Here is a 17,665-nt window from a genome sequence, read left to right on the forward strand (position 1 = left end):
CGCGCCCCGCGCCTTCGGCGCGCCGGACGCGCGGGGCAGGGCTCCGGCTAGCATCGCCCCTCGTGATCACACTGGCCGTCACCGTCGGGCTGGCCTTCGTCGGCTACGTCGTCACCTACCTCAACGGCGTGCGCCTGTCGCAGCGTCAAGAGCGACTGGCCCGCGTCCATCGCCAACTCGGCGACTTCTACGGGCCCCTGCTCGCCCTCACGGAGGCCAACAGCCGTACGTTCGGCGCGTTCCTGGCCCGTCACGCCCGCCCCGGCGGAACCTCGCCGTTCGCCGACGATTCCCCGCCCACGGCCGAAGAACTCGCGGAGTGGCGGTTGTGGGTCACCACCGTCTTCCTCCCCAACATCCGGGCCATGCGCGACCTGGTCATCGCGCACGCGGACCTGTTGAGCGAGCCGGAGATGCCGCCCCTGCTGCTCGACCTGTGCGCGCACGTGTCCGGCTACGAGATCACCGCGGCCCGGTGGGCCCAGGGACAGCACGACCAGCACCTGTCGGTGGTGCCGTTCCCCAGCGAGGAGCTCGCCGCCTACGCGCGCCGGGAATTCACCGCGCTGAAGAAGGAACAGGCACGCCTGCTGGGGCGACGGCAGAGGGCCTGACCTCACGGTCCGCCGGGCTGTCACAGGGGCGCGTGGCACGAGCCTGTCGCAGACAGCCTCGCAGTGATCCCGAAGCGGCACGTCCGACGGCGGCCACTCCCGCCTGAGCACCCCGCGGACCCACGAGTCCGACACCTCGCCGTCCACGCCGCAGTCCTCCCGCAACGTCCCCTCCCGCGCGAACCCGGCCTTCTCCAGAACGCGGGCGGACGCCAGGCTGCGGGTACCGGCCTCGGCCTGGACCCGACCGAGGTCCAGCGTGCCGTACGCCCACCGCAGCAGCGCGCGTACGGCCTCGGTCGCGCAGCCCGCGGCCGGACCTCCCGCCCCGCGTCACCGAGGCGCGACGGCTCCGACCCATTCGTCGACACTGATGACGTCCGCCCACTGGGGGGAGAGCCTCTCGGTGAGCATCCGGTGCACCTCGGGGTCGGTGTCGAGACAACCGTCGGCCAGGACGGTGACGCCGAAGTCCAGGTCGACGGCGCGCCAGAGGGTGGACAGCACCACGGCGCTGGTGGCGATGCCGGAAAGTACCAGGCTGTCGATGCCGCGAGCCCGCAGCACCAGGTCGAGGTCGCTGCCCGAGAACGCGCTCCCGCGCCGCTTGGTAACCACCACGTCGCCCTGCCGGGGCGCGACATCCGGGTGGATCTCGCTGCCCGGAGCCCCTTCGATGAACAGGCCGGCTTGCAGGACGTTCGCCATCACCTTGTTGCGCGGGCTGACCACCGGATCGCCCGGACGCAGCCCCATCACCACGTAGATCACGGGGATCCCGGCGTCCCGGGCCCCGTCGATGGCCCTGCGCAGACGCGTCAGATACCCGGAACCGTCGTCGGCGATGTCCACGACGTCCCGTTGGACGTCCATCACCAGGAGCGCGGTGCCTGCCATGTGTGTCCTCACTTACCGGTCATCGGTCGGAACATCCGGGGCGAGTCTGATGGATCACCCGCACCGTGACGGTGGTTTCCACGTCCGCGAGACAGCGCAAGGGGATGGGTGTCGAGCACCTGCAGGCGTTCCGCCTCTGTACTCGGCTCTGGCGTCCTAGTACGGCGGACTGCTTGACGTCGGTGAGCGGCATCCCGGATAGCTCGACGCAGATCAGCAGTATCAGGCCCCTTTGGATTCACCGTTCCGCTTGAGCAACAGCTCCCGGAGGGCAGCCGGTGTGCGCCAGGATTCTCCGGGACGGGCCCGGTGGCACATGCGGTGGCAGTTGGCGCACAGACAGGCAAGGTCGTCCAGCTGGGTCTCTCTGGTTCCGGAGACGTGGAGAGGGGTGAGGTGATGGACCTCGATGTACTCCTCACCCAGCTCCCCGTACGTGTCAGCGAAGCTGAACGCGCAGACTTCGCACTCGAGCGGGGCGCCCTGGAGTTGGACGTGCTTGATCTTCTGAGCGCGCAGCCGGGGGTTGCGTTCTCGGGCCAGTGCCCGGCGGACGAGCAGGCGCCCCTCAATGGCAGAGGCGCCTGTTCCGTCGACTTCGTCGGCTTGCGGCGGCAGCAGGTGCAGCTCTCCGGATCCGATGCCGTCCTCAATGGCTTGGGCGGCTTGGAGCATCTCAGCCTCCCGAGTGACGAAGGCATGGATCATGAGCAGCGTTGGTCTGCCGCACCGGGTTGCTTTGCCGCCGTAATCCGGGTGGTTCGTCATGAAATCTGTCGTCTTGCGACTCACGCTGTCCACAGACCTGAAGGACGGCAGGGTGCGCGCCTCGGGCCCGTGCAGCGGCAGAGACTGGAGCAGCTCCGACAACTCCTGGACCGTGCGATCTCCTGGGCGCAGTTCACGCCAGCCGTTCCGTACCACAAGGGCCCCGGCCAGTACGAGTTCGTCCTCAGTCCAAGCAGGTATCCGCATGTGCAATATCGTATGAGTGTTCGCTGTGGTGTGAGGTGTGTACAGCGAACGGTGAGGCGTGCTGCAAAATTGGTCCGGTCTCGTTGTTGTCAGTGGGGTCTGTCACCCTCAGTGATGGCGGGCTGCAAAGTGTCTGCCGTTGCACGACTGTAAGGAGGGGGCATGACCCGCACAACTCAACCAAAGCCCGCGACGGGGGAGCGAAGGGAACCCGCCTTCACGTCGATCGAGATCTGCGCCGGCGCTGGCGGCCAGGCCATCGGACTTCACCAGGCAGGGTTCGGCCACCTCGCGTTGGTGGAGATCGACAGGTACGCGGTTGACACGCTGCGCCTCAATATCGAAGACCACGAAGTCTGGGCCTGGGAGCGAGAGCACTGTGACGTGCTGTCGACCGACGTCACGACGTTCGAACCGCACGAGGACCTGTGCAAGAGTGCCGACCTGCTGAGGCAGAACGGACTGGATCTCCTGGCCGGCGGTGTGCCGTGCCCGCCCTTCTCGCATGCGGGCAAGCAGCTGGGAAAGCTCGACGAACGTGATCTGTTTCCTCGCATGCTGCAGCTGGTCGAGAAGCTGAAGCCTCGAGCGGTGATGATCGAGAACGTCCGCGGCATCATGGACCCGAAGTTCTCTGACTACCGTGACTGGATCAGGGCCAGGCTTGAGGGCGGCGAGTACAGGGCGGACGACGGACAGACCGTTCATGAGGACGGTCTCGGATACACCGTCTGCAGGTGGGACGTCCTCGAAGCAAGCGACTTCGGCGTTCCTCAGCTCAGGCCGCGTGCCGTCCTCGTCGCGTTCCGCAATGACATCATCGAGGATCTCAAGTACGAATGGCCCACGCCCACGCACGAGGATCCGGTCAGTGTCGCGGTGAGCCTTGAGCCGTCCATGCGAGAGCGCTACGGGCGGTACTTCAACGGCGTGCACGGAGAGCGTGCGCGCAAGGGGTTGGAGCGGTGGCTCGAGAAGGCTCGAGAACGTGACGCCGAACTGAAGGGCAAGGGTGGAGGTATCGCTCCCACGCTCGTTGGCGGCTCGAAGAAGCACGGTGGCGCAGACCTCGGACCCAGCCGTGCCAAGGCAGCCTGGAAGCAGCTCGGCATCTCGGGCATGGGGGTCGCCAACGACATCGAGGACTGTGAGAAGAAGGCCAGCGAAGAGCGTGACCTCTTCGGTGCGGATGGTCCGATGCTCACGGTTCGGCAGGCCGCTGTCATCCAGGGTTTCCCGCCCGAATGGGACTTCTCGGGCGGTAAGACTGCGCAGTACCGCCAGGTGGGGAACGCCTTCCCGCCCCCAGTCGCCCGGGCTGTCGGCAAGTCGATCATCGAGGTGCTCAAGGCGGCTCGAGAGCGGGACGAGAGGACCGACTAGTGCTGTGGCCGGGAACGGTCTCACCGGTGGTCAGCGTCCAGTAGCGGTCGCCGAAGGACCAGTGCCACCACTCGGTGGGGTAGTTCACCAAGCCCCGCGGCTGTGAGCACGTCATCCAGCAGCTGCGATGGCGCTTGTCTCCGTGCTGACGTTGGCGGCGTGGGTGTAGCAGGCGCCCTCACTTTCCTCGGGGTCCGCGTTCATCCGGGTGCCGAGTTCCAGCTCGTTGCCCGCGGGGTCGGCCAGGGTGAGGTCCACGGCCGCGCCGGCGCTGTGCGGAGCGATGCCGGGCGGTGACAGGTACCGGCTCGCCGCCGGGTGGATCCGCTCGGCCGACCAGTAGTCCGGTGTGGCGGCAACCTTCGGATCCGGCGTCGCGACGATCTCGCTCATGACGTGAACATCTCGCGGACTCACCTGGTGGCCCACCCGCCGAACCTTCCGCGTCACAGCATTAGCTGCTTGGCGGGACCTTCCGCCCGGTGCAGCGGTGTCTTTCTACTTCCGCTGCAATGCGAGCGGCGCACTCTTGCGATGATTCATGTTCCCAGAAACGCAGCACCGTCCAGCCCTCCGCTGCGAGGCGCTGGTCGGTGTCTCGATCACGAGCTATGTTCCGTGCGACCTTGTCCGACCAGTAGCCGGAGTTGGTCTTGGGCGGCACGTAGTGCTCAGGACATCCGTGCCAGTAGCAGCCATCGATGAACACGGCCACCTTCGCCGGACGGAAGACCATGTCAGCTGTCCGGCGAAGCTTGGGAAGCGGTCTCGCAGCCACTCGATAGCGCAAGCCCCGAGCGTGAACCAATTGCCTGATCAGACGCTCGGGCGTGGTGTCGCGGCTGCGGATCGCCTGCATGTTGCGCCGCCGCGCAGCTGAGGAAGCCCAGGAGCCGACGGGAGGCACCCAGGCGGCGGCATCGGCAGACCCGTCTGACTGCGTGTCGCTGTCGTTGCTTGCCCCGTCAGGCTTCTTCTTCACCAGTGACCCTCGGTAGGAGTGGTGCTGTCGACACCGGGTCCTCCGGTCCTGCAAGGACCCAACGGCGCCCCTCCAGTTCCACAGAAGGGCGGTCGCCATGGTGAGGCATGGCCTCAGTTACCCGAAAGCTAACAAACTCCCCCCGCTGGGGGACTTCCGCCCCGATACGGCAGGCGATCTCCCGATGCTTACTGTAAGGGCCGACGATGACGATGCCTTCCTCGCGGAGCACCGTACGCGCCCGCCCCTTGCCTTCCCGCAGACGCGCCATGTAGTCCAGTTGCTTTGCAGCAGTTCGTATGGCGCCGCGTCCGATACGGCGGTTCTGCACCCTGCGGAACAGTTCGATGACTCGCTGCTGCCCCTTGCGCGGACCATCAAGGAGAATCTGCTTGCGTGTGGCCTCGTGAAGATGAAGTAGCACGTTCTCGGGAAGTTCTTCCTCATGCCAGAGCCAGTGCACCTTATCCATGCGGTGCTTTGCCTTCAGCGTGAGCTTCTTGTCGCGGTTGCTGCCTGTGTTGAGCCACTCCTCGCGCACTCGGAAGATGCCGGCGCTCCACTTGCTTTTGAGGTCGTCAGCCCACACCAGAAGACATAGATGCCCCATCGCCTCAGGCGGGATCATCCATCCGCCGAAATCCTGAGAGAACTTGCAGTCAACATCTACACCAAGGATCCGGTAGTCCATGGGATGTTCGCCGTGCGAGCCTACGTCCGCACCGTCTTCGAATTTGAATTCGCGCTGCAAGTTGATCTCGACGAGAGTTCCCGCGTGAGTCTTCTCTGTCTTGAACAGCTGTTCCCAGGCGTATCGGCCGGTCGTCTCGCCGTTGAGCAATTGGTCGATCGTGTCGCGAAGGACTGCGGCAAACCGGCTGCCGTCCGGATCGAGGGAAAAGATGTGATCAGCAACCTTTTTCACATCTGCGTCCTGTGCGATCAGACCGTGCTGGCTGATCCAACTAGCCGCGCGAACGTCTGCGTATTCGTCAAAGGGAAGCAATTTCAGCCTCAGGTTGTGAGTCGACGTGAAGCGCACGAGTGCGGAGCTGCGCCAGGAGGGGAGAGCAGGCAGACCTGTCGGGGCGCCTGCCTGCGGGCGGCGGCGCCCCGCGCTCATGAGGTCTGAGGCACCGACACGGTGGCCTCGTTGATGAACCGTGAGTCCTTCGCCCGGAAGCGCACCAGTCGGCGATCCGTGTCGGCAGCCGATTTCGGCGGGATAAGTGTGAAGGCCATAATGACCTTGGACGGGTCGGCAACCCCGTTACGGACAGCTGCCCGGACCGTCTCGGAGCTGCTGCCCTCAATGACCGGGTAGAGAAGTGCGACACCCGTCCTGGGGCCGATCTCCCGGTTTGGCCCAGCAGCCCCAGTGATGAGCCGTTGTGCTGTGGTGCGATGCTCGACGCTGGCGATGCGGCCGAAGGAACTCTTGCCGTCCTGGATACTCCGTCGGACCAGGGACAAGGGAGCCGAGCCGAGGACACTGGCCTCGATGCGGTTGTCCGAGGCGAGCCGGGGGGAAATGAGAAGCCAGTCCTCGACTTTCGCGAGAGTGCCGTCAAGCTGACTGAGGTAGGTCAGATGCGGGTCAAAGTACTGTGGCCGTTCCCATTCGAGCCGGGACAGCACTCCCATGAGATCCTGGTGTGACACGGTGGCCGTGAGGGCGCTGAAGGTCCGGGTGAGTGTGCTCGAGGAATCCGGAGGATTGCTGAAGGACAGGGGTGCAGTACCCAGCGCATTCAGTAGCGGTCGCCATCGCTCAGTGTTGCGCTTGTTGGTGGCGCTGCTCAGCGGATAGGCCGCCGGTTCAATAGGCCGGCCCGGGGACCGGATCTCGATCAGTTCCGCGTTGAACATCTTGTTCCGCGCCGAGGGCTTCAACCATGGCAGGTGTTGGGCTACCAGGGGCGGGATCTGAACGGGCGTGACCTGAGGTTCCCCGTCCACCATTTCGGAGTACTGGGCCAGCTGCTCCCGGAAACTCTCCTCATCGCGACAGACGGCTTCGTAGGCTTCGTAAAGGTCGACGTGCTTGTCGCGGCCAAACGGCTCTTCACGGCCGATGTAAAGACGGACCAGATCTCGGTAACCGGAGCGGAAGCCAAACCATCGGCCCATCTGCATGAGCGTGTCTGCTTGCTGTGTGGTTCGGCGGTAGTAGGTGACGGTAAGCCCTTCGACGGTGAAACCACGGGAGAGTTTCGTACCGCCAACGAGGATCTTCCAGACGTTCGGTGTGCGGTCGAAGTCAAGGTCGAGCTGGGCGAAGTAGCGGTCTGAGTCCCCGTTCACGACGACCACTGGATTGCCACCGCTGCCGATGCGCTGGCGCGCGGCATGGACGTACGGCCGCAGTTCGGCGTACGAGGACGGTGCGGGAAGGCTGCTTGCGCGCGACGCCGTCACTGGCGCGAAGTCTGCTTCCCACAATGCAGCAAGACGATCGTGACCTGCCGCGGAGCTGTAACCCGCCTGGTGCCACAGGGTGTTGATCCGAAGGGCCAGGTCAGCGTGATCGTCCTGACGCACTGACTCGTGAGCGAGCATGGTGTGGTGCCGGAAAGGAGCGTCAGGCACGCCGTGTTCCGCCCGATGGAGCTTCAAGGCGCCAGACAGGACGAAGGCGTCCATGGCCTCCTGAAGTCTGTCGCCCGTGGAGTCGTAAATACCGCGTACGTGCGCCTTCTCCTGGGAGTTCGCATAGGTGCGCTCCTCCACCGGGATGGATGAGTCCAGGTCGTGGAAATCCTGCACCCCCATGTACCCAGCCGGTCGCGGCAGAGAGATCAGAAAGTCGCTGGGGAAGATGTCCATGTCGTCGCCGGGGTCGACGAAGACGTTAGCGAAGGGTGTTGCGGTGTACCCCACGTACTGGGCTCGCGGCAGCAGTCCCAGGAGACTGGATATCAAGCTGTTGATGGCAGTGCGCTCAGTGCTTCCGCGTTCCCACTTCTTCGGGTCTGAAGTGTTGACGGACGCCTGGTCGGACTCGTCGTCGATGATGAGAGCCGGAATTTCTCCCAGGATCCCGTGGATCTGCTTGAGATCTTTGACGAGTTTGGTGAGGACAGCCTTGTTCTTCTTCACGACGAGAACTCGCGCCGCTGCATGGTGGATGTTCGCCGGATCATGGAGGGGACGAGCAGGGAAGCGCTTCTCGAACTCCAGCGCCCGGATGCCCTGGGCGAGGCTCTTGTAGTCGTTCTCGCGTGTCGTCAACCGCTCGATGTCAAAGGCGCCTAGCGCAGATGGACGGCCACCGTGGCGCACGAACTCGGGCCAGCCCTCGTCATCACCTACGTAGTCCACGCCCACCAGTGAGTCCGCGTCTGCGAGGTCAGCGCCACGCAGAATGTTCTCCTGGCCAATCAGCTCCATGTCCAGTCGTCGCTGGGTCTGTGCACGAAGCAGGTTGAGAGTTCCCCCCAGAACGATGACGAGGCGGTACCCGGCGTCGATGGCCTTGGCGGCCACACCTGTGAAGTTTGCTGTCTTTCCGGACTGGACGTAGCCGACCACCAGGCCTTTCGCTTGCCTGGCGGATTCCTGTTCAGGGTCGCTGAGACGTTCGACCACAGAACGGCTCGCCTGGTCGAGACTGGCGATGGCGGCTTCAGACCACCCTCTGTCTCGGAGTTTCTGCTGGTAGGAAGCCCAGTAGAAGTTCCTCGCTGCTGCACGTTCAGGTGTGTACCACGGAGTGAACTCCCGGGTGATGACGGTCTCGCCGGGAGTCGTGGCTACAGGAACCGCTTCATCCAAGGCCTTACGTAGTTCTGGCCCGAAGTGAAGGCGTTCGTACACCACGGCCCGCCGTTCCTCGGTACGGGCGCAGGAGCCGGCGCTCCATGGGGGATTGTCCGCGAAGTCCCAGGCGGTGAGATGGCGAGACCAGAGCGTGATCAGGCTTTCGTCACCGCTGATGAGGAGCGACCGGAAGAGCTCCTCCCCCAGATCTGCATCCGGCTGACGGTCTTCTGCCGCGAGCGCTGCCCATTTCTGGAAGGGGCGGGGCAGGATGCTCATACCCGCCAGCGCGTCAGTGTGGATGTCAAGGAGTACGGCAGGGGGAGTGCTGGTCATCTGTTCTTCCTCGTTCAGGGGCCGGAGCGGTCATGGAGCAAGAGCGGCCTGGATCAGTCGGCGGCCTGCGCCCGGCGTTCTTGGTGGACCTGCACCGAGGTCAGAAGGATGGTGTTCCAGTAGTCGATCCGGTCCTGGCGGCTGCGTTCCCAGCGGCCGAGGCCAAAGCAGTCCTCAAGGAGGAGGTAGAGCAAGGCCTTCGTGACTGGTGCGTCGTTGCTTCCTCCACGTTTCCCGTCGTTGAAGTCACTGCGGAATGCCTTGTTGAGCAGCACCGAGTTGTTCTCACGGTCCAAATCGAAGAACCTGTCCTGCGGCAGCGTGGTCCAGGTGAACGCGATCGGTTCCTCACCGGGCTTCTCAGGCAGCTCTTCCTTGATGACTCGCTTGATCTTCGGATCCATCCCCTTCCCCGGAGGCGTCACCGGCCGGCGTACCACCTCTGTGCGCTTCGCCCCGTCGCGGTATGCGGCCTCTGCGTCGCTGAGGTAGTCGTGGAAGCTCGCTCCGGATGCGTCCACCGCCTGCTCGACTCCCAGCGTGAAGGCGGGTGTGACCGTAACGCTCTCCTTCTTGACGTCAAGGCTCAGCACACTGCTCTCGTGACCCGGCAGGTCGACTGCCACGCGGGCCAGTGCCAGGTGTCCCTCAGGACTGCGGAGGCCGTTCCATCCGCCAGCCTGGACGAGCCGGTCGTTGCGATAGAAGTAGAACCCCTGCCGGTCCGTCAGGGAACCGATCTGCCGGAACCCGGCCTGCTTCGATTTGGCTGGCCAGATGTGTGCCGTCAGCTGCACGTCTCCCAGGCCCTCGACGGGGGCTGTGAACGCCCGGGGATAGCGGGCCTTCCCGGGGACCTTGTAGCCGAACGGGTCCAGGGCTTCGACCGCTATGTGGTCCACCTCCTCACCGAGGAGACCCTCGCCGCTGCTCACGTCCCATACGGCGATGTCGAGCTTGAGGCCATCCTGGAGGAAGCGGTGCAGGTAGAGACCGAGGTGTGTCTCCAGACGTGCAATCGCCTTCGACAGGAACTGGTCGCTCTGGCCAGTCGTCACGGTCTCGAACACCCGCACCTGGTCCCAGCGCACGATCGTGCCGTGCCACTCGATGACCCCGTCGTACCGGTCCACGAGTTCCTGGGCGTAGCGCGGGTCGACGGTGTCACAGCGGAAACCGTCCTCAATTCCTTCTGCGGTGAGACGGCGCCCTGCGGCGCGGCTGCGCTTGGTGCGGCTGACCACGGTGAGGGACGCGGCGTGCGAGAGCGAAGCGGCTTTGAGGCCTGTGCCGTACATACCGAGTGCGTTCCCGCCGTACTCGCGGCGCCGGCCCACTGTCATAGCTGCGTCCAGGCCGGGATCGTCCATGCCTCTGCCGTTGTCGATGACCAGGAGAGTCAGGATCCGCTTGGCGTCGCGCAGGAAGTGAACGACGATCTTGTCTGCACCAGCGTCGATCGAGTTGTCGATCAGGTCGGCGACCGCAACCTCGAATCCGTAGCCCTGGTTGGTCAATGCCTTGCCGTAGCCGGCGTCCGGGGGCAGATGGGTGCTGCCGGTCGTGGGGACCTCGTACTGCCAGACGACTCCGGGCTCGTAGGGCATGACGCATCCTCTGTGCACAGGGCTGGGCCTGCTCAACGAGTGATGGGCCCTCCGTATCGGTTGGTTCGTGTGACGGTACTGCAAAGGTCGGACATAGGGCAGTTGAACTGCGAAGAAGGGGAGTTCGTCTCTAATGCGTCCCTGGGCGGGTATGGGCAGCCCCTGAACTGGCAGTCGCTGCTGCGCGTTGCGATGGTGAGTGCGATACGCGGGCACGACGGCGTGGTTGTAACCTGCGCCGATGGACGAGGTGTTGGACGAGGGGCCCTTCTTCCACGGTACGAAGGCCGATCTGCGGGCCGGGGACCACCTCACCGCAGGCTTCCGCTCGAACTACCGGCCCGAGATCGTGATGAACCACATCTACTTCACCGCGTTGCGCGACGGTGTGGGGCTCGCGGCCGAGCTCGCCGCAGGTGACGGGGGGCCTCAGGCGGGACCAGCTGGCCGCCATGGTTCTGGAGGGGCGCGCCGAGATCATCAACTGAGGCGGGCGAGAACGCGGCAGTGGTTGGCTCGTACGAGCGAGGTGTGAACACCTCCAAGTGAAGTGTTCACACCCTCCCGAGACCTGTCTTCCTGGCCTTGGCAGGCAGAGACGGGTCAGGCCTCCGCCCCATCCCCCAAGAACCCCTGCAACCCGTCCAGCAGCATCCCGCTGCCCTGTTCCGCGCCGTCGCGTTCCTCCGCGGTGTCGCAGGTCTGGTGGACGGTGATCACGGTGGTGCCGGGGCCTTGTTCCGTGAGGTCGACCGTCATCGTGGCCGGGTCGGGGCGGCCGGGGACGTCCATGCCGATGGTCAGGTGGTGCGGTTCCTCGACCTCGACGTAGGAGCCGGTCAGCGGGAACTCCGCGCCCTCCGGGGTGCGCACCGTGGCCTTCCAGGTGCCGCCGGGGCGGGCGTCCATCTCCACGGTGCCGGGGACGGCGTAGGCCCACCGGGTGTACTGGTCGGGGGTGGTCCACGCCTGCCAGACCCGGGAGGCGGGGGCGTCCAGGGTGCGGGTCAGGGTGTAGGAGAAGCCGTGGTCCGGCGCGGTGGGCGTCTGCTCGGTGCTCATGGCGTCGGGTCTCCTCGGTCGGCTCGGGTGTGGGGAGGAGCGCCCCGCCCGGCCGGTGTGGCCGGGGGCGAGGCTCTCGCTCCTGTAGACGACCGGGGGCACCGGAACTCATCGGTTCCCGGCGGCGTCCTCCCCGTGGCACTCGCCGTAAGTCCGCCCCGAGCCGCACCAGCAGGCCGCGCCGCGCTGCGGGGGCCAGGCCACCGCGAGGCCCCGGGCCGCCAGGGTCGTCGCGTACTGGGGGAGCAGGGTCGGGTCGGCCGGGGACGCGCTCTCCGACGCCGCGAAGGCCTCGTAGGACGGGACCGTGCCCGGGACCACGCCCAGGTTCGCGGTGCCGGACGAGGCCAGTTCGCGCAGGGCCCGCTCTATCGACGCCAGGTGGTCGTCGTAGGAGGGGTACTCCGAGGAGAGGGACGGGTACGCCTCGGTCAGTTCCCTCAGCTCGTCGGCCGGCCAGTGCAGCATGGCGACCGGGAAGGGGCGGGACAGGGCCTCGCGGTAGGCGCCCAGTTCGGCGCGAAGGCGGGAGATCTCCGCCTCCAGGTCGGCCGGGTTGTCCGAGCCCAGGGACCAGACGCGCTTGGGGTCGTGCAGCTCGTCCAGGGACACCGGCATGGAGTGCAGGGTGTCGGCCAGGGTGTCCCACTCGTCGTGGGCGAGGCCCAGCATGCGGCGGACGCGGTGGCGGCCGTAGAGGAGGGGGTGCGTGGAGTACGGGGGTTCCGGCACGTCCGTCAGGAGCAGGCGGGCGCCCTCCGTGAACGTCTCGTGCGCCGCCTCCAACTCGTCGTGGGACTCCAGGGACTCGGCCACGATCACCCAGGGGGCGGGGTCCCGCGGCGACGCCGCCCGCACGCCGTCGATGATCGCCCTGGCCTCCGCCTCGTGGTCGTACTCCCAGAGGTTCGACGCCTTCAGGGCGCGGACCAGTGACGGGTTCTCCAGGGGGACGGGACTGTCGGTGGACAGCAGGCGGTCGTAGAGCGTGGTGGCGGCCTGGCGGTCGCCTGACAGTTCCAGGTGGGCCGCGGCGCGCAGCAGCAGGGCCTCGGCGTCCTCGGGGTACAGGCCGGCGGTCCGTTCCAGGCGGGCGGCCTCGGCGGCGTGGTCGACGTTCTCGGCGGGCGTGTCGGGGCGCATGGGGGACACCGTACTGCCGTGAGGTGACGAGGGTCAGCCACCCCGGGGGCGGAGAGCGGGGGAGCGGGGCCGTGGGAGGGCGGGGCGGAGGCGGCCTCGCGCTCCCATGGCGGGCGGGGCGGAGGCGGCCTCGCGCTCCCAAGGCGGGCGGGGCGGTGGCGGCCTCGCCGCGGGCCGCGAGCCCGGCCCCCGCCCTGCGCGCGGACCCGGCCCCGTCACCTGCGCGGGCCTGGCTCCGTCACCTGCGCAGGCCCGGCTCCGTTCCTTGCGCGGGCTCGGCTCCGTCCCCCGCGCGGACCCTGCCCGCTCCGACCCTGCGCGGGCCCGCCCCCGCCCCCTGCGCGGGCCCGGCCCCCGCCCCGTGGGCCCGTCGCCGGTCAGTGGCGTTCCCGCAGCGTCCCCACCAGTACCGCCGCCACCGCGGCCAGGACCGCCGAGACCCACAGCGCCACGTCCGTGCCGGCTCCCGGGCTGCTCGCCGACGTCGCGATCGCGATCGTCAGGGCGACCCCGGCGCACGAACCGATGTAGCGGAACGTCTGCTGCGCGCCCGAACCCATCGCCGCGCGGGCCGCCGGCACCGACTCCACCGCGAGCAGCGGCAGCGCGGCGTTCAGCAGGCCGCTGCCGACGCCCGCCACGAGCAGGCCGGGCAGCAGCCGGGCCCAGGAGCCCGCGCCCACCGCGCCGAGCATCGTCAGGACGCCGATCCCGTGCAGGGCGAACCCCACGGCGAGTTGGTGACGCGCGGAGACGCGGTGGGCGAGACGGCGAGCCTGGAGGGCCACCACGAAGGCGAGGCCGGCCCAGAGCAGGGAGAGCAGGGCCGTGTTCATCGGGGACAGGCCGAGCGCCCGTTGCAGCACCGTCGGCAGGAAGCTGAAGAAGCCGATCACCGACAGGCCCGTGAACAGTCCGCCCGTCGAGGACGCCAGGAAGAGCGGACGGCGCAGCAGCGACAGGTCGATCATCGGAGAGGCCGCGCGGCGCTCCACGACGACGAAGACCCCGGCCAGCAGCACCGCCGCCGCGAGCAGCAGGCCCACCGGCGCCCGCAGCCAGCCGTCCCGGCCCAGCGTCAGCGCCGCCACCAGCGCGACCAGCGCCGGTCCGAACGTCAGCGCCCCGGCGAGGTCCGGCCGGCCCGGCCGCGGTGAGCGCGACTCCGACAGGGACCGCGCGCCCAGCCCCGCCACCACCAGCGCGGCGGCGCCGAGGACGCCGTACGCCGTCCGCCAGTCGGGGATCGCCCCGACCAGCACCGGGCCCACGGCTATCCCGCCGCTCACGAAGGCGCCCCACACGCCGGTCGCGCGCAGCCGCCCGGCCGGGGTCGGGAAGGCGTGGACGAGCAGGCCGAGGCTGCTGGCGAGCAGCGCCGCGCTCGCCGCGCCCTGCGCGATGCGGGCCAGCGTGAACAGCCACGTCGAGGACGCGAAGGCACCCAGGACGGTGGTGACGCCGAGCGCGAGGGTGCCCGAGACGAAGAGCCGGCGGCGTCCGTAGTCGTCGGCCAGACTGCCGGCCACCAGGAGCAGGGCGGCCAGGCCGAGCGGGGTGCCGTTCAGCAGCCAGGCCTGCGCGGACAGCGGGGTGTGCAGGGCGGCGGCCGTGTCGGGAAGCGTGACCAGCGGCGCCGTGTACGTCATCAGCGCCACGGCGGTCGCGGCGCTGGTCAGCGCGAGGGTGCGGCCGGGGTGCGGGGGCGGCGAGGCCCGCTGCGCGGTGGCCGCGGTGGCCGCGGTGGTCGGGGTGGTCGGGGTGGTCGGGGTGGCGGGGAGCGTGGAGGAATCCGTGCCGGTGTCGGTCATGGCTGGCGGTCCGCTCTCGGAGTCTCGGGCTGATCTCGACAAGTGAGTGAGTTCGGTCAATGAACTGACCTGACACTCAACGTAACACCCTTGGTTCGGTGAATGAACCGTGGCTGGGAAATTGGCTACAGTGGACGGCATGGCACTGGGCAAGGACTACGCGACGCAGGAGTGCTCGATCGCCCGCGCACTGGAGGTCGTCGGCGAACGCTGGACGCTGCTGGTGATCCGCGACGCGCTCTACGGCGTCCGCCGCTACAACGACTTCCTGGTCCACCTCGGCATCCCGCGCGCCGTCCTGGCCAACCGCCTCCAGGCGCTCACCGCCGAGGGGCTCCTGGAGAAGCGCAGGTACCAGGAGTCGCCGCCCCGGGACGAGTACGTGGTCACCGACCGCGGCATCGCTCTGTGGCCCGCGCTGCGTGCCCTCGGCATCTGGGGGCGCGAGCAGCTCGGCGGCGAGCCGATGCGCACTTTCTGGCACGCCGACTGCGGCACCGAACTCACCCCGTACGGCGGCTGCCCCACCTGCGGGAGGCCCGTCGCGGTCCAGGACATCGACATGCGGCCGGGCCCCGGTCTCGACCCCGACCCCGCGGACCCGGTCAGCCGGGCGCTGCTCGGCACGCGGCGGCTGCTCCAGCCGATCGAACCGGTCGAACCGGTCGAACCGGCCTGACCGGTAGGGCCGGTCGAGGCCGGGCAGGGCTTCGCGCAACCTCCTGTATAACTGGAACGTCTGTACCACCAGGGCACAGGGACGTACGGGAGGAGGAGGCGCCGATGTCGCCGACGACGACTCGGGACGGCCGGTCAGCCCTGCGGCTGCCGCGCCCCCTGCGGCCGCTCCTCGTCCTGCTGCTGGTCCTCCTGCCCGTCGCGCTCGTCGACGTCGGCAGCCTCTCCGCCACCGTCGCGCTCGCCGCGACCGCCGCGGTCGGTTCCGCGCTCGCCGTGTGTGCCGTCATCGCCGCCCGCTGCGCGCCCGCCGTGCCGCCCACCCGGGTGCGCACGGCCATCAGGGACCGCGACCTGCGTACGGCCTTCCTGCCCCAACGCGATCCCGACGCCGCCGGCCGCCGCCGGCCCCGAGCGCCCGGGCGCGCCCTCCCGGCGACCGCCGCGTAGGGCACCGCTCCTGTAGAGGTCACCCCCTGCGCGGGGCGTGTCGTCATGCCGCCGTTCCCCCGTCATCCCGGCACGACGAGACCCCCGGAGGGCTCACCCACCCATGTCCGTTTTCGCCAGCCTGGTCGAGCATCTCGCCGACCTGCTCCAGCCCCTGTTCGGCGCTTCGGCCGCGGCCGCCGCCATCGTCCTGTTCACCGCCCTCGTACGGCTCCTCGTCCACCCGCTGTCCCGGGCCGCCGCCCGTGGGCAGAAGGCACGCACCCGACTCCAGCCGCAGCTCGCCGAACTGCGCCGCAAGCACGCCAGGAACCCCGAGAAACTCCAGCAGGCCGTACTCGAACTGCACGCCGCGGAGAAGGTGTCACCCCTGTCTGGATGCCTGCCCAGCCTGCTCCAGCTGCCCGCCTTCTTCCTGCTCTACCACCTCTTCTCCAGCTCGGCGATCGGCGGGCAGGCCAACGGGCTCCTCTCCCACCGGCTGCTGTCCGCCCCGCTCGGCGGGCGCTGGGCCGACGCGCTCGGTGACGGCGGGCCGCTCGGAGGCGCGGGGCTCGTGTACGTGGCGCTGTTCGCGGTCGTCGCCGCGGTCGCCACGTTCAGCTACCGGCTCACCCGGCGGACGATGGCCGACCGGCCGGTGCCGCCCACCGGTGACGGGCAGGCCGTGCCGGGCGTCGGCGCGATCACCAAGGCCATGCCGTTCATGTCCTTCTTCACGCTCGTCACCGTGGCCGTGGTGCCGCTGGCCGCAGCGCTGTACGTCGTCACCAGTACGGCGTGGAGCGCCGCCGAGCGGGCCGTGCTCTACCGCTGAACCACCGGAGAGCACTGGAGCCCGGCCGCCCTACGGTCCAGTACGTGAACGGGGTATTGCGGAGTGGACCCCGGCCTTGGAGGATCGACCAGTCCTCCGATGCTGTCGCGTTGCTGCCGCACCCAGGTCGCGCATCGTCGGGCGGGCTGCCCGCGATCGAGGAGTTGGGGATCATGAAGCTGTTGCGAGTCGGTACGGCGGGGTCGGAGCGGCCCGCGCTGCTCGACGCCGACGGGACCCTGCGAGACCTGTCGGGCGTAGTGCGGGACATCGACGGCGAGCTGCTCGCCGACCAGGAGGCGCTCGGCCGGATACGTTCCGCCGCCGAGGCCGGTGCGCTGCCCGCCCTGGACGGCACGGGGCTGCGCGTCGGACCGCCGGTGGGAGGCATCGGCAAGATCGTGTGCATCGGGCTGAACTACCACGACCACGCCCGCGAGACCGGGGCCGAGCCGCCCGCCGAGCCGGTCGTCTTCCTCAAGGCGCCGGACACGGTGGTCGGGCCGCACGACACGGTGCTCGTGCCGCGCGGCTCCGTCAAGACCGACTGGGAGGTGGAACTGGCGGTCGTCATCGGCCGTACGGCCCGCTACCTGGAGTCGGACGAGGAGGCACTCGCGTGCGTCGCCGGGTACGCCGTCGCGCACGACGTGTCCGAGCGGGAGTTCCAGATCGAGCGGGGCGGGACCTGGGACAAGGGCAAGAACTGCGAGACGTTCAACCCGCTGGGCCCGTGGCTGGTGACCGCCGACGAGGTACCCGACCCGCAGCGGCTGTCGCTGCGGCTGTGGGTGAACGGCGAGCTGAAGCAGGACGGGACGACCGCGGAGCAGATCTTCCCCGTGGCGGAGGTCGTGCGGTACGTCAGCCGGTTCATGGTGCTGCGCCCCGGTGACGTCATCAACACCGGGACGCCCGCGGGAGTGGCGATGGGACAGGCCGAGCCCAAGCCCTACCTCCGGGCGGGTGACGTGGTCGAGCTGGAGGTCGAGGGGCTGGGGCGGCAGCGGCAGGAGCTGAAGGACGCGTAGGCGCTCCGCCGGGCAAGGGGAGGGGCGCCGGGGGCATGCGGTTCGTTGTCGGCCGCGGGCCGGCTGTGGCTGGTCGCGCCCGCGCGGCGGAGCCGTTCGTGGCGTGGCACGGCCCCGCGC

At 68.3% G+C, this 17,665-nt stretch carries 16 protein-coding genes and 2 pseudogenes; 7 read left to right on the forward strand and 11 right to left on the reverse strand.

Translation table 11 applies throughout. The features are described from left to right. Positions 1–62: 62 nt before the first annotated feature. Entirely contained in the window at positions 63–614 is a 552-nt protein-coding gene (locus tag ACIBCJ_RS06245; RefSeq protein ID WP_365978985.1) for a hypothetical protein, read from the forward strand. A 75-nt stretch (positions 615–689) separates the two neighbouring features. Here ACIBCJ_RS06245 and ACIBCJ_RS06250 read toward each other — a convergent pair. The 3 genes and pseudogenes from ACIBCJ_RS06250 to ACIBCJ_RS06260 form a co-directional block, all read right to left on the reverse strand. Next, positions 690–923 (reverse strand): annotated as a pseudogene (locus tag ACIBCJ_RS06250) (GNAT family N-acetyltransferase); the annotation flags it as partial. Between the two features lie 24 nt (positions 924–947). Next, positions 948–1,511 carry a cysteine hydrolase gene (locus ACIBCJ_RS06255; protein WP_365978986.1) on the reverse strand — a complete coding sequence of 188 codons (564 nt, stop codon included), beginning with the start codon at positions 1,509–1,511 and terminating at the stop codon, positions 948–950. 222 nt (positions 1,512–1,733) lie between these two features. After that, positions 1,734–2,381, reverse strand: coding sequence for an HNH endonuclease (locus tag ACIBCJ_RS06260; protein WP_365978987.1), 648 nt, complete (start codon positions 2,379–2,381; stop codon positions 1,734–1,736). Positions 2,382–2,648: 267 nt separating this feature from the next. On the opposite strand from ACIBCJ_RS06260, the gene ACIBCJ_RS06265 reads away from it, so the two are divergent. After that, positions 2,649–3,869 carry a DNA (cytosine-5-)-methyltransferase gene (locus ACIBCJ_RS06265; RefSeq protein ID WP_365978988.1) on the forward strand — a complete coding sequence of 407 codons (1,221 nt, stop codon included), beginning with the start codon at positions 2,649–2,651 and terminating at the stop codon, positions 3,867–3,869. Here ACIBCJ_RS06265 and ACIBCJ_RS06270 read toward each other — a convergent pair. The 5 genes and pseudogenes from ACIBCJ_RS06270 to ACIBCJ_RS06290 form a co-directional block, all read right to left on the reverse strand. Next, positions 3,832–4,217: pseudogene (locus ACIBCJ_RS06270) on the reverse strand (M15 family metallopeptidase); the annotation flags it as partial. The gene ACIBCJ_RS06265 and the pseudogene ACIBCJ_RS06270 sit on opposite strands and share 38 nt — an antisense overlap. 106 nt (positions 4,218–4,323) lie before the next feature. Continuing rightward, the gene (locus ACIBCJ_RS06275; protein WP_365979271.1) at positions 4,324–4,728 is read right to left on the reverse strand and encodes a very short patch repair endonuclease; all 405 of its coding nucleotides are present in this window, start codon (positions 4,726–4,728) and stop codon (positions 4,324–4,326) included. 106 nt (positions 4,729–4,834) lie between these two features. After that, positions 4,835–5,893: a NaeI family type II restriction endonuclease gene (locus ACIBCJ_RS06280; protein WP_365978989.1), complete on the reverse strand. Its 1,059-nt coding sequence runs from the start codon at positions 5,891–5,893 to the stop codon at positions 4,835–4,837. Positions 5,894–5,970: 77 nt separating this feature from the next. Next, positions 5,971–8,946 (reverse strand): Z1 domain-containing protein, encoded by a 2,976-nt coding sequence (locus ACIBCJ_RS06285; RefSeq protein ID WP_365978990.1) that lies wholly within the window; start codon positions 8,944–8,946, stop codon positions 5,971–5,973. 53 nt (positions 8,947–8,999) lie between these two features. Then, positions 9,000–10,553 carry an ATP-binding protein gene (locus tag ACIBCJ_RS06290; RefSeq protein WP_365978991.1) on the reverse strand — a complete coding sequence of 518 codons (1,554 nt, stop codon included), beginning with the start codon at positions 10,551–10,553 and terminating at the stop codon, positions 9,000–9,002. 241 nt (positions 10,554–10,794) lie between these two features. Between ACIBCJ_RS06290 and ACIBCJ_RS06295 the strand changes: the two genes are divergently transcribed. Further along, a complete protein-coding gene (locus ACIBCJ_RS06295) occupies positions 10,795–11,088 on the forward strand; it encodes an NAD(+)--rifampin ADP-ribosyltransferase (protein WP_365978992.1) in 294 nt (97 codons plus the stop codon). Between the two features lie 68 nt (positions 11,089–11,156). Here the strand turns inward: ACIBCJ_RS06295 and ACIBCJ_RS06300 are convergent, their stop codons facing one another. From ACIBCJ_RS06300 to ACIBCJ_RS06310, 3 genes are all read right to left on the reverse strand, one after another. Next, a complete protein-coding gene (locus tag ACIBCJ_RS06300) occupies positions 11,157–11,615 on the reverse strand; it encodes an SRPBCC domain-containing protein (RefSeq protein ID WP_365978993.1) in 459 nt (152 codons plus the stop codon). Between the two features lie 108 nt (positions 11,616–11,723). Further along, complete coding sequence (locus ACIBCJ_RS06305) at positions 11,724–12,758, reverse strand: SEC-C metal-binding domain-containing protein (RefSeq protein ID WP_365978994.1); 1,035 nt, start codon at positions 12,756–12,758, stop codon at positions 11,724–11,726. A 377-nt stretch (positions 12,759–13,135) separates the two neighbouring features. After that, positions 13,136–14,569: an MFS transporter gene (locus tag ACIBCJ_RS06310; RefSeq protein ID WP_365978995.1), complete on the reverse strand. Its 1,434-nt coding sequence runs from the start codon at positions 14,567–14,569 to the stop codon at positions 13,136–13,138. Positions 14,570–14,708: 139 nt separating this feature from the next. On the opposite strand from ACIBCJ_RS06310, the gene ACIBCJ_RS06315 reads away from it, so the two are divergent. The 4 genes from ACIBCJ_RS06315 (at position 14,709) to ACIBCJ_RS06330 (ending at position 17,545) form a co-directional block, all read left to right on the forward strand. Then, a complete protein-coding gene (locus ACIBCJ_RS06315) occupies positions 14,709–15,248 on the forward strand; it encodes a helix-turn-helix domain-containing protein (protein ID WP_365978996.1) in 540 nt (179 codons plus the stop codon). Positions 15,249–15,352: 104 nt separating this feature from the next. After that, positions 15,353–15,697 carry a DUF6412 domain-containing protein gene (locus tag ACIBCJ_RS06320; RefSeq protein WP_133885522.1) on the forward strand — a complete coding sequence of 115 codons (345 nt, stop codon included), beginning with the start codon at positions 15,353–15,355 and terminating at the stop codon, positions 15,695–15,697. 103 nt (positions 15,698–15,800) lie between these two features. Continuing rightward, complete coding sequence (locus ACIBCJ_RS06325; protein ID WP_365978997.1) at positions 15,801–16,514, forward strand: membrane protein insertase YidC; 714 nt, start codon at positions 15,801–15,803, stop codon at positions 16,512–16,514. A gap of 173 nt (positions 16,515–16,687) precedes the next feature. Next, positions 16,688–17,545, forward strand: coding sequence for a fumarylacetoacetate hydrolase family protein (locus ACIBCJ_RS06330; RefSeq protein ID WP_362508785.1), 858 nt, complete (start codon positions 16,688–16,690; stop codon positions 17,543–17,545). The last annotated feature ends 120 nt before the right edge of the window (positions 17,546–17,665 follow it).

It is taken from the genome of Streptomyces sp. NPDC051136, assembly GCF_044455745.1.
Taxonomy (GTDB): Bacteria; Actinomycetota; Actinomycetes; order Streptomycetales; family Streptomycetaceae; genus Streptomyces.

Bases quoted from the DNA above. Each gene is read 5' to 3' on its own strand.
- ACIBCJ_RS06255 (WP_365978986.1), bottom strand. From the start codon at position 1,511: ATGGCAGGCACCGCGCTCCTGGTGATGGACGTCCAACGGGACGTCGTG.
- ACIBCJ_RS06265 (WP_365978988.1), top strand. From the start codon at position 2,649: ATGACCCGCACAACTCAACCAAAGCCCGCGACGGGGGAGCGAAGGGAA.
- ACIBCJ_RS06275 (WP_365979271.1), bottom strand. From the start codon at position 4,728: ATGCAGGCGATCCGCAGCCGCGACACCACGCCCGAGCGTCTGATCAGG.
- ACIBCJ_RS06285 (WP_365978990.1), bottom strand. From the start codon at position 8,946: ATGACCAGCACTCCCCCTGCCGTACTCCTTGACATCCACACTGACGCG.
- ACIBCJ_RS06290 (WP_365978991.1), bottom strand. From the start codon at position 10,553: ATGCCCTACGAGCCCGGAGTCGTCTGGCAGTACGAGGTCCCCACGACC.
- ACIBCJ_RS06295 (WP_365978992.1), top strand. From the start codon at position 10,795: ATGGACGAGGTGTTGGACGAGGGGCCCTTCTTCCACGGTACGAAGGCC.
- ACIBCJ_RS06300 (WP_365978993.1), bottom strand. From the start codon at position 11,615: ATGAGCACCGAGCAGACGCCCACCGCGCCGGACCACGGCTTCTCCTAC.
- ACIBCJ_RS06305 (WP_365978994.1), bottom strand. From the start codon at position 12,758: ATGCGCCCCGACACGCCCGCCGAGAACGTCGACCACGCCGCCGAGGCC.
- ACIBCJ_RS06310 (WP_365978995.1), bottom strand. From the start codon at position 14,569: ATGACCGACACCGGCACGGATTCCTCCACGCTCCCCGCCACCCCGACC.
- ACIBCJ_RS06315 (WP_365978996.1), top strand. From the start codon at position 14,709: ATGGCACTGGGCAAGGACTACGCGACGCAGGAGTGCTCGATCGCCCGC.
- ACIBCJ_RS06320 (WP_133885522.1), top strand. From the start codon at position 15,353: ATGTCGCCGACGACGACTCGGGACGGCCGGTCAGCCCTGCGGCTGCCG.
- ACIBCJ_RS06325 (WP_365978997.1), top strand. From the start codon at position 15,801: ATGTCCGTTTTCGCCAGCCTGGTCGAGCATCTCGCCGACCTGCTCCAG.
- ACIBCJ_RS06330 (WP_362508785.1), top strand. From the start codon at position 16,688: ATGAAGCTGTTGCGAGTCGGTACGGCGGGGTCGGAGCGGCCCGCGCTG.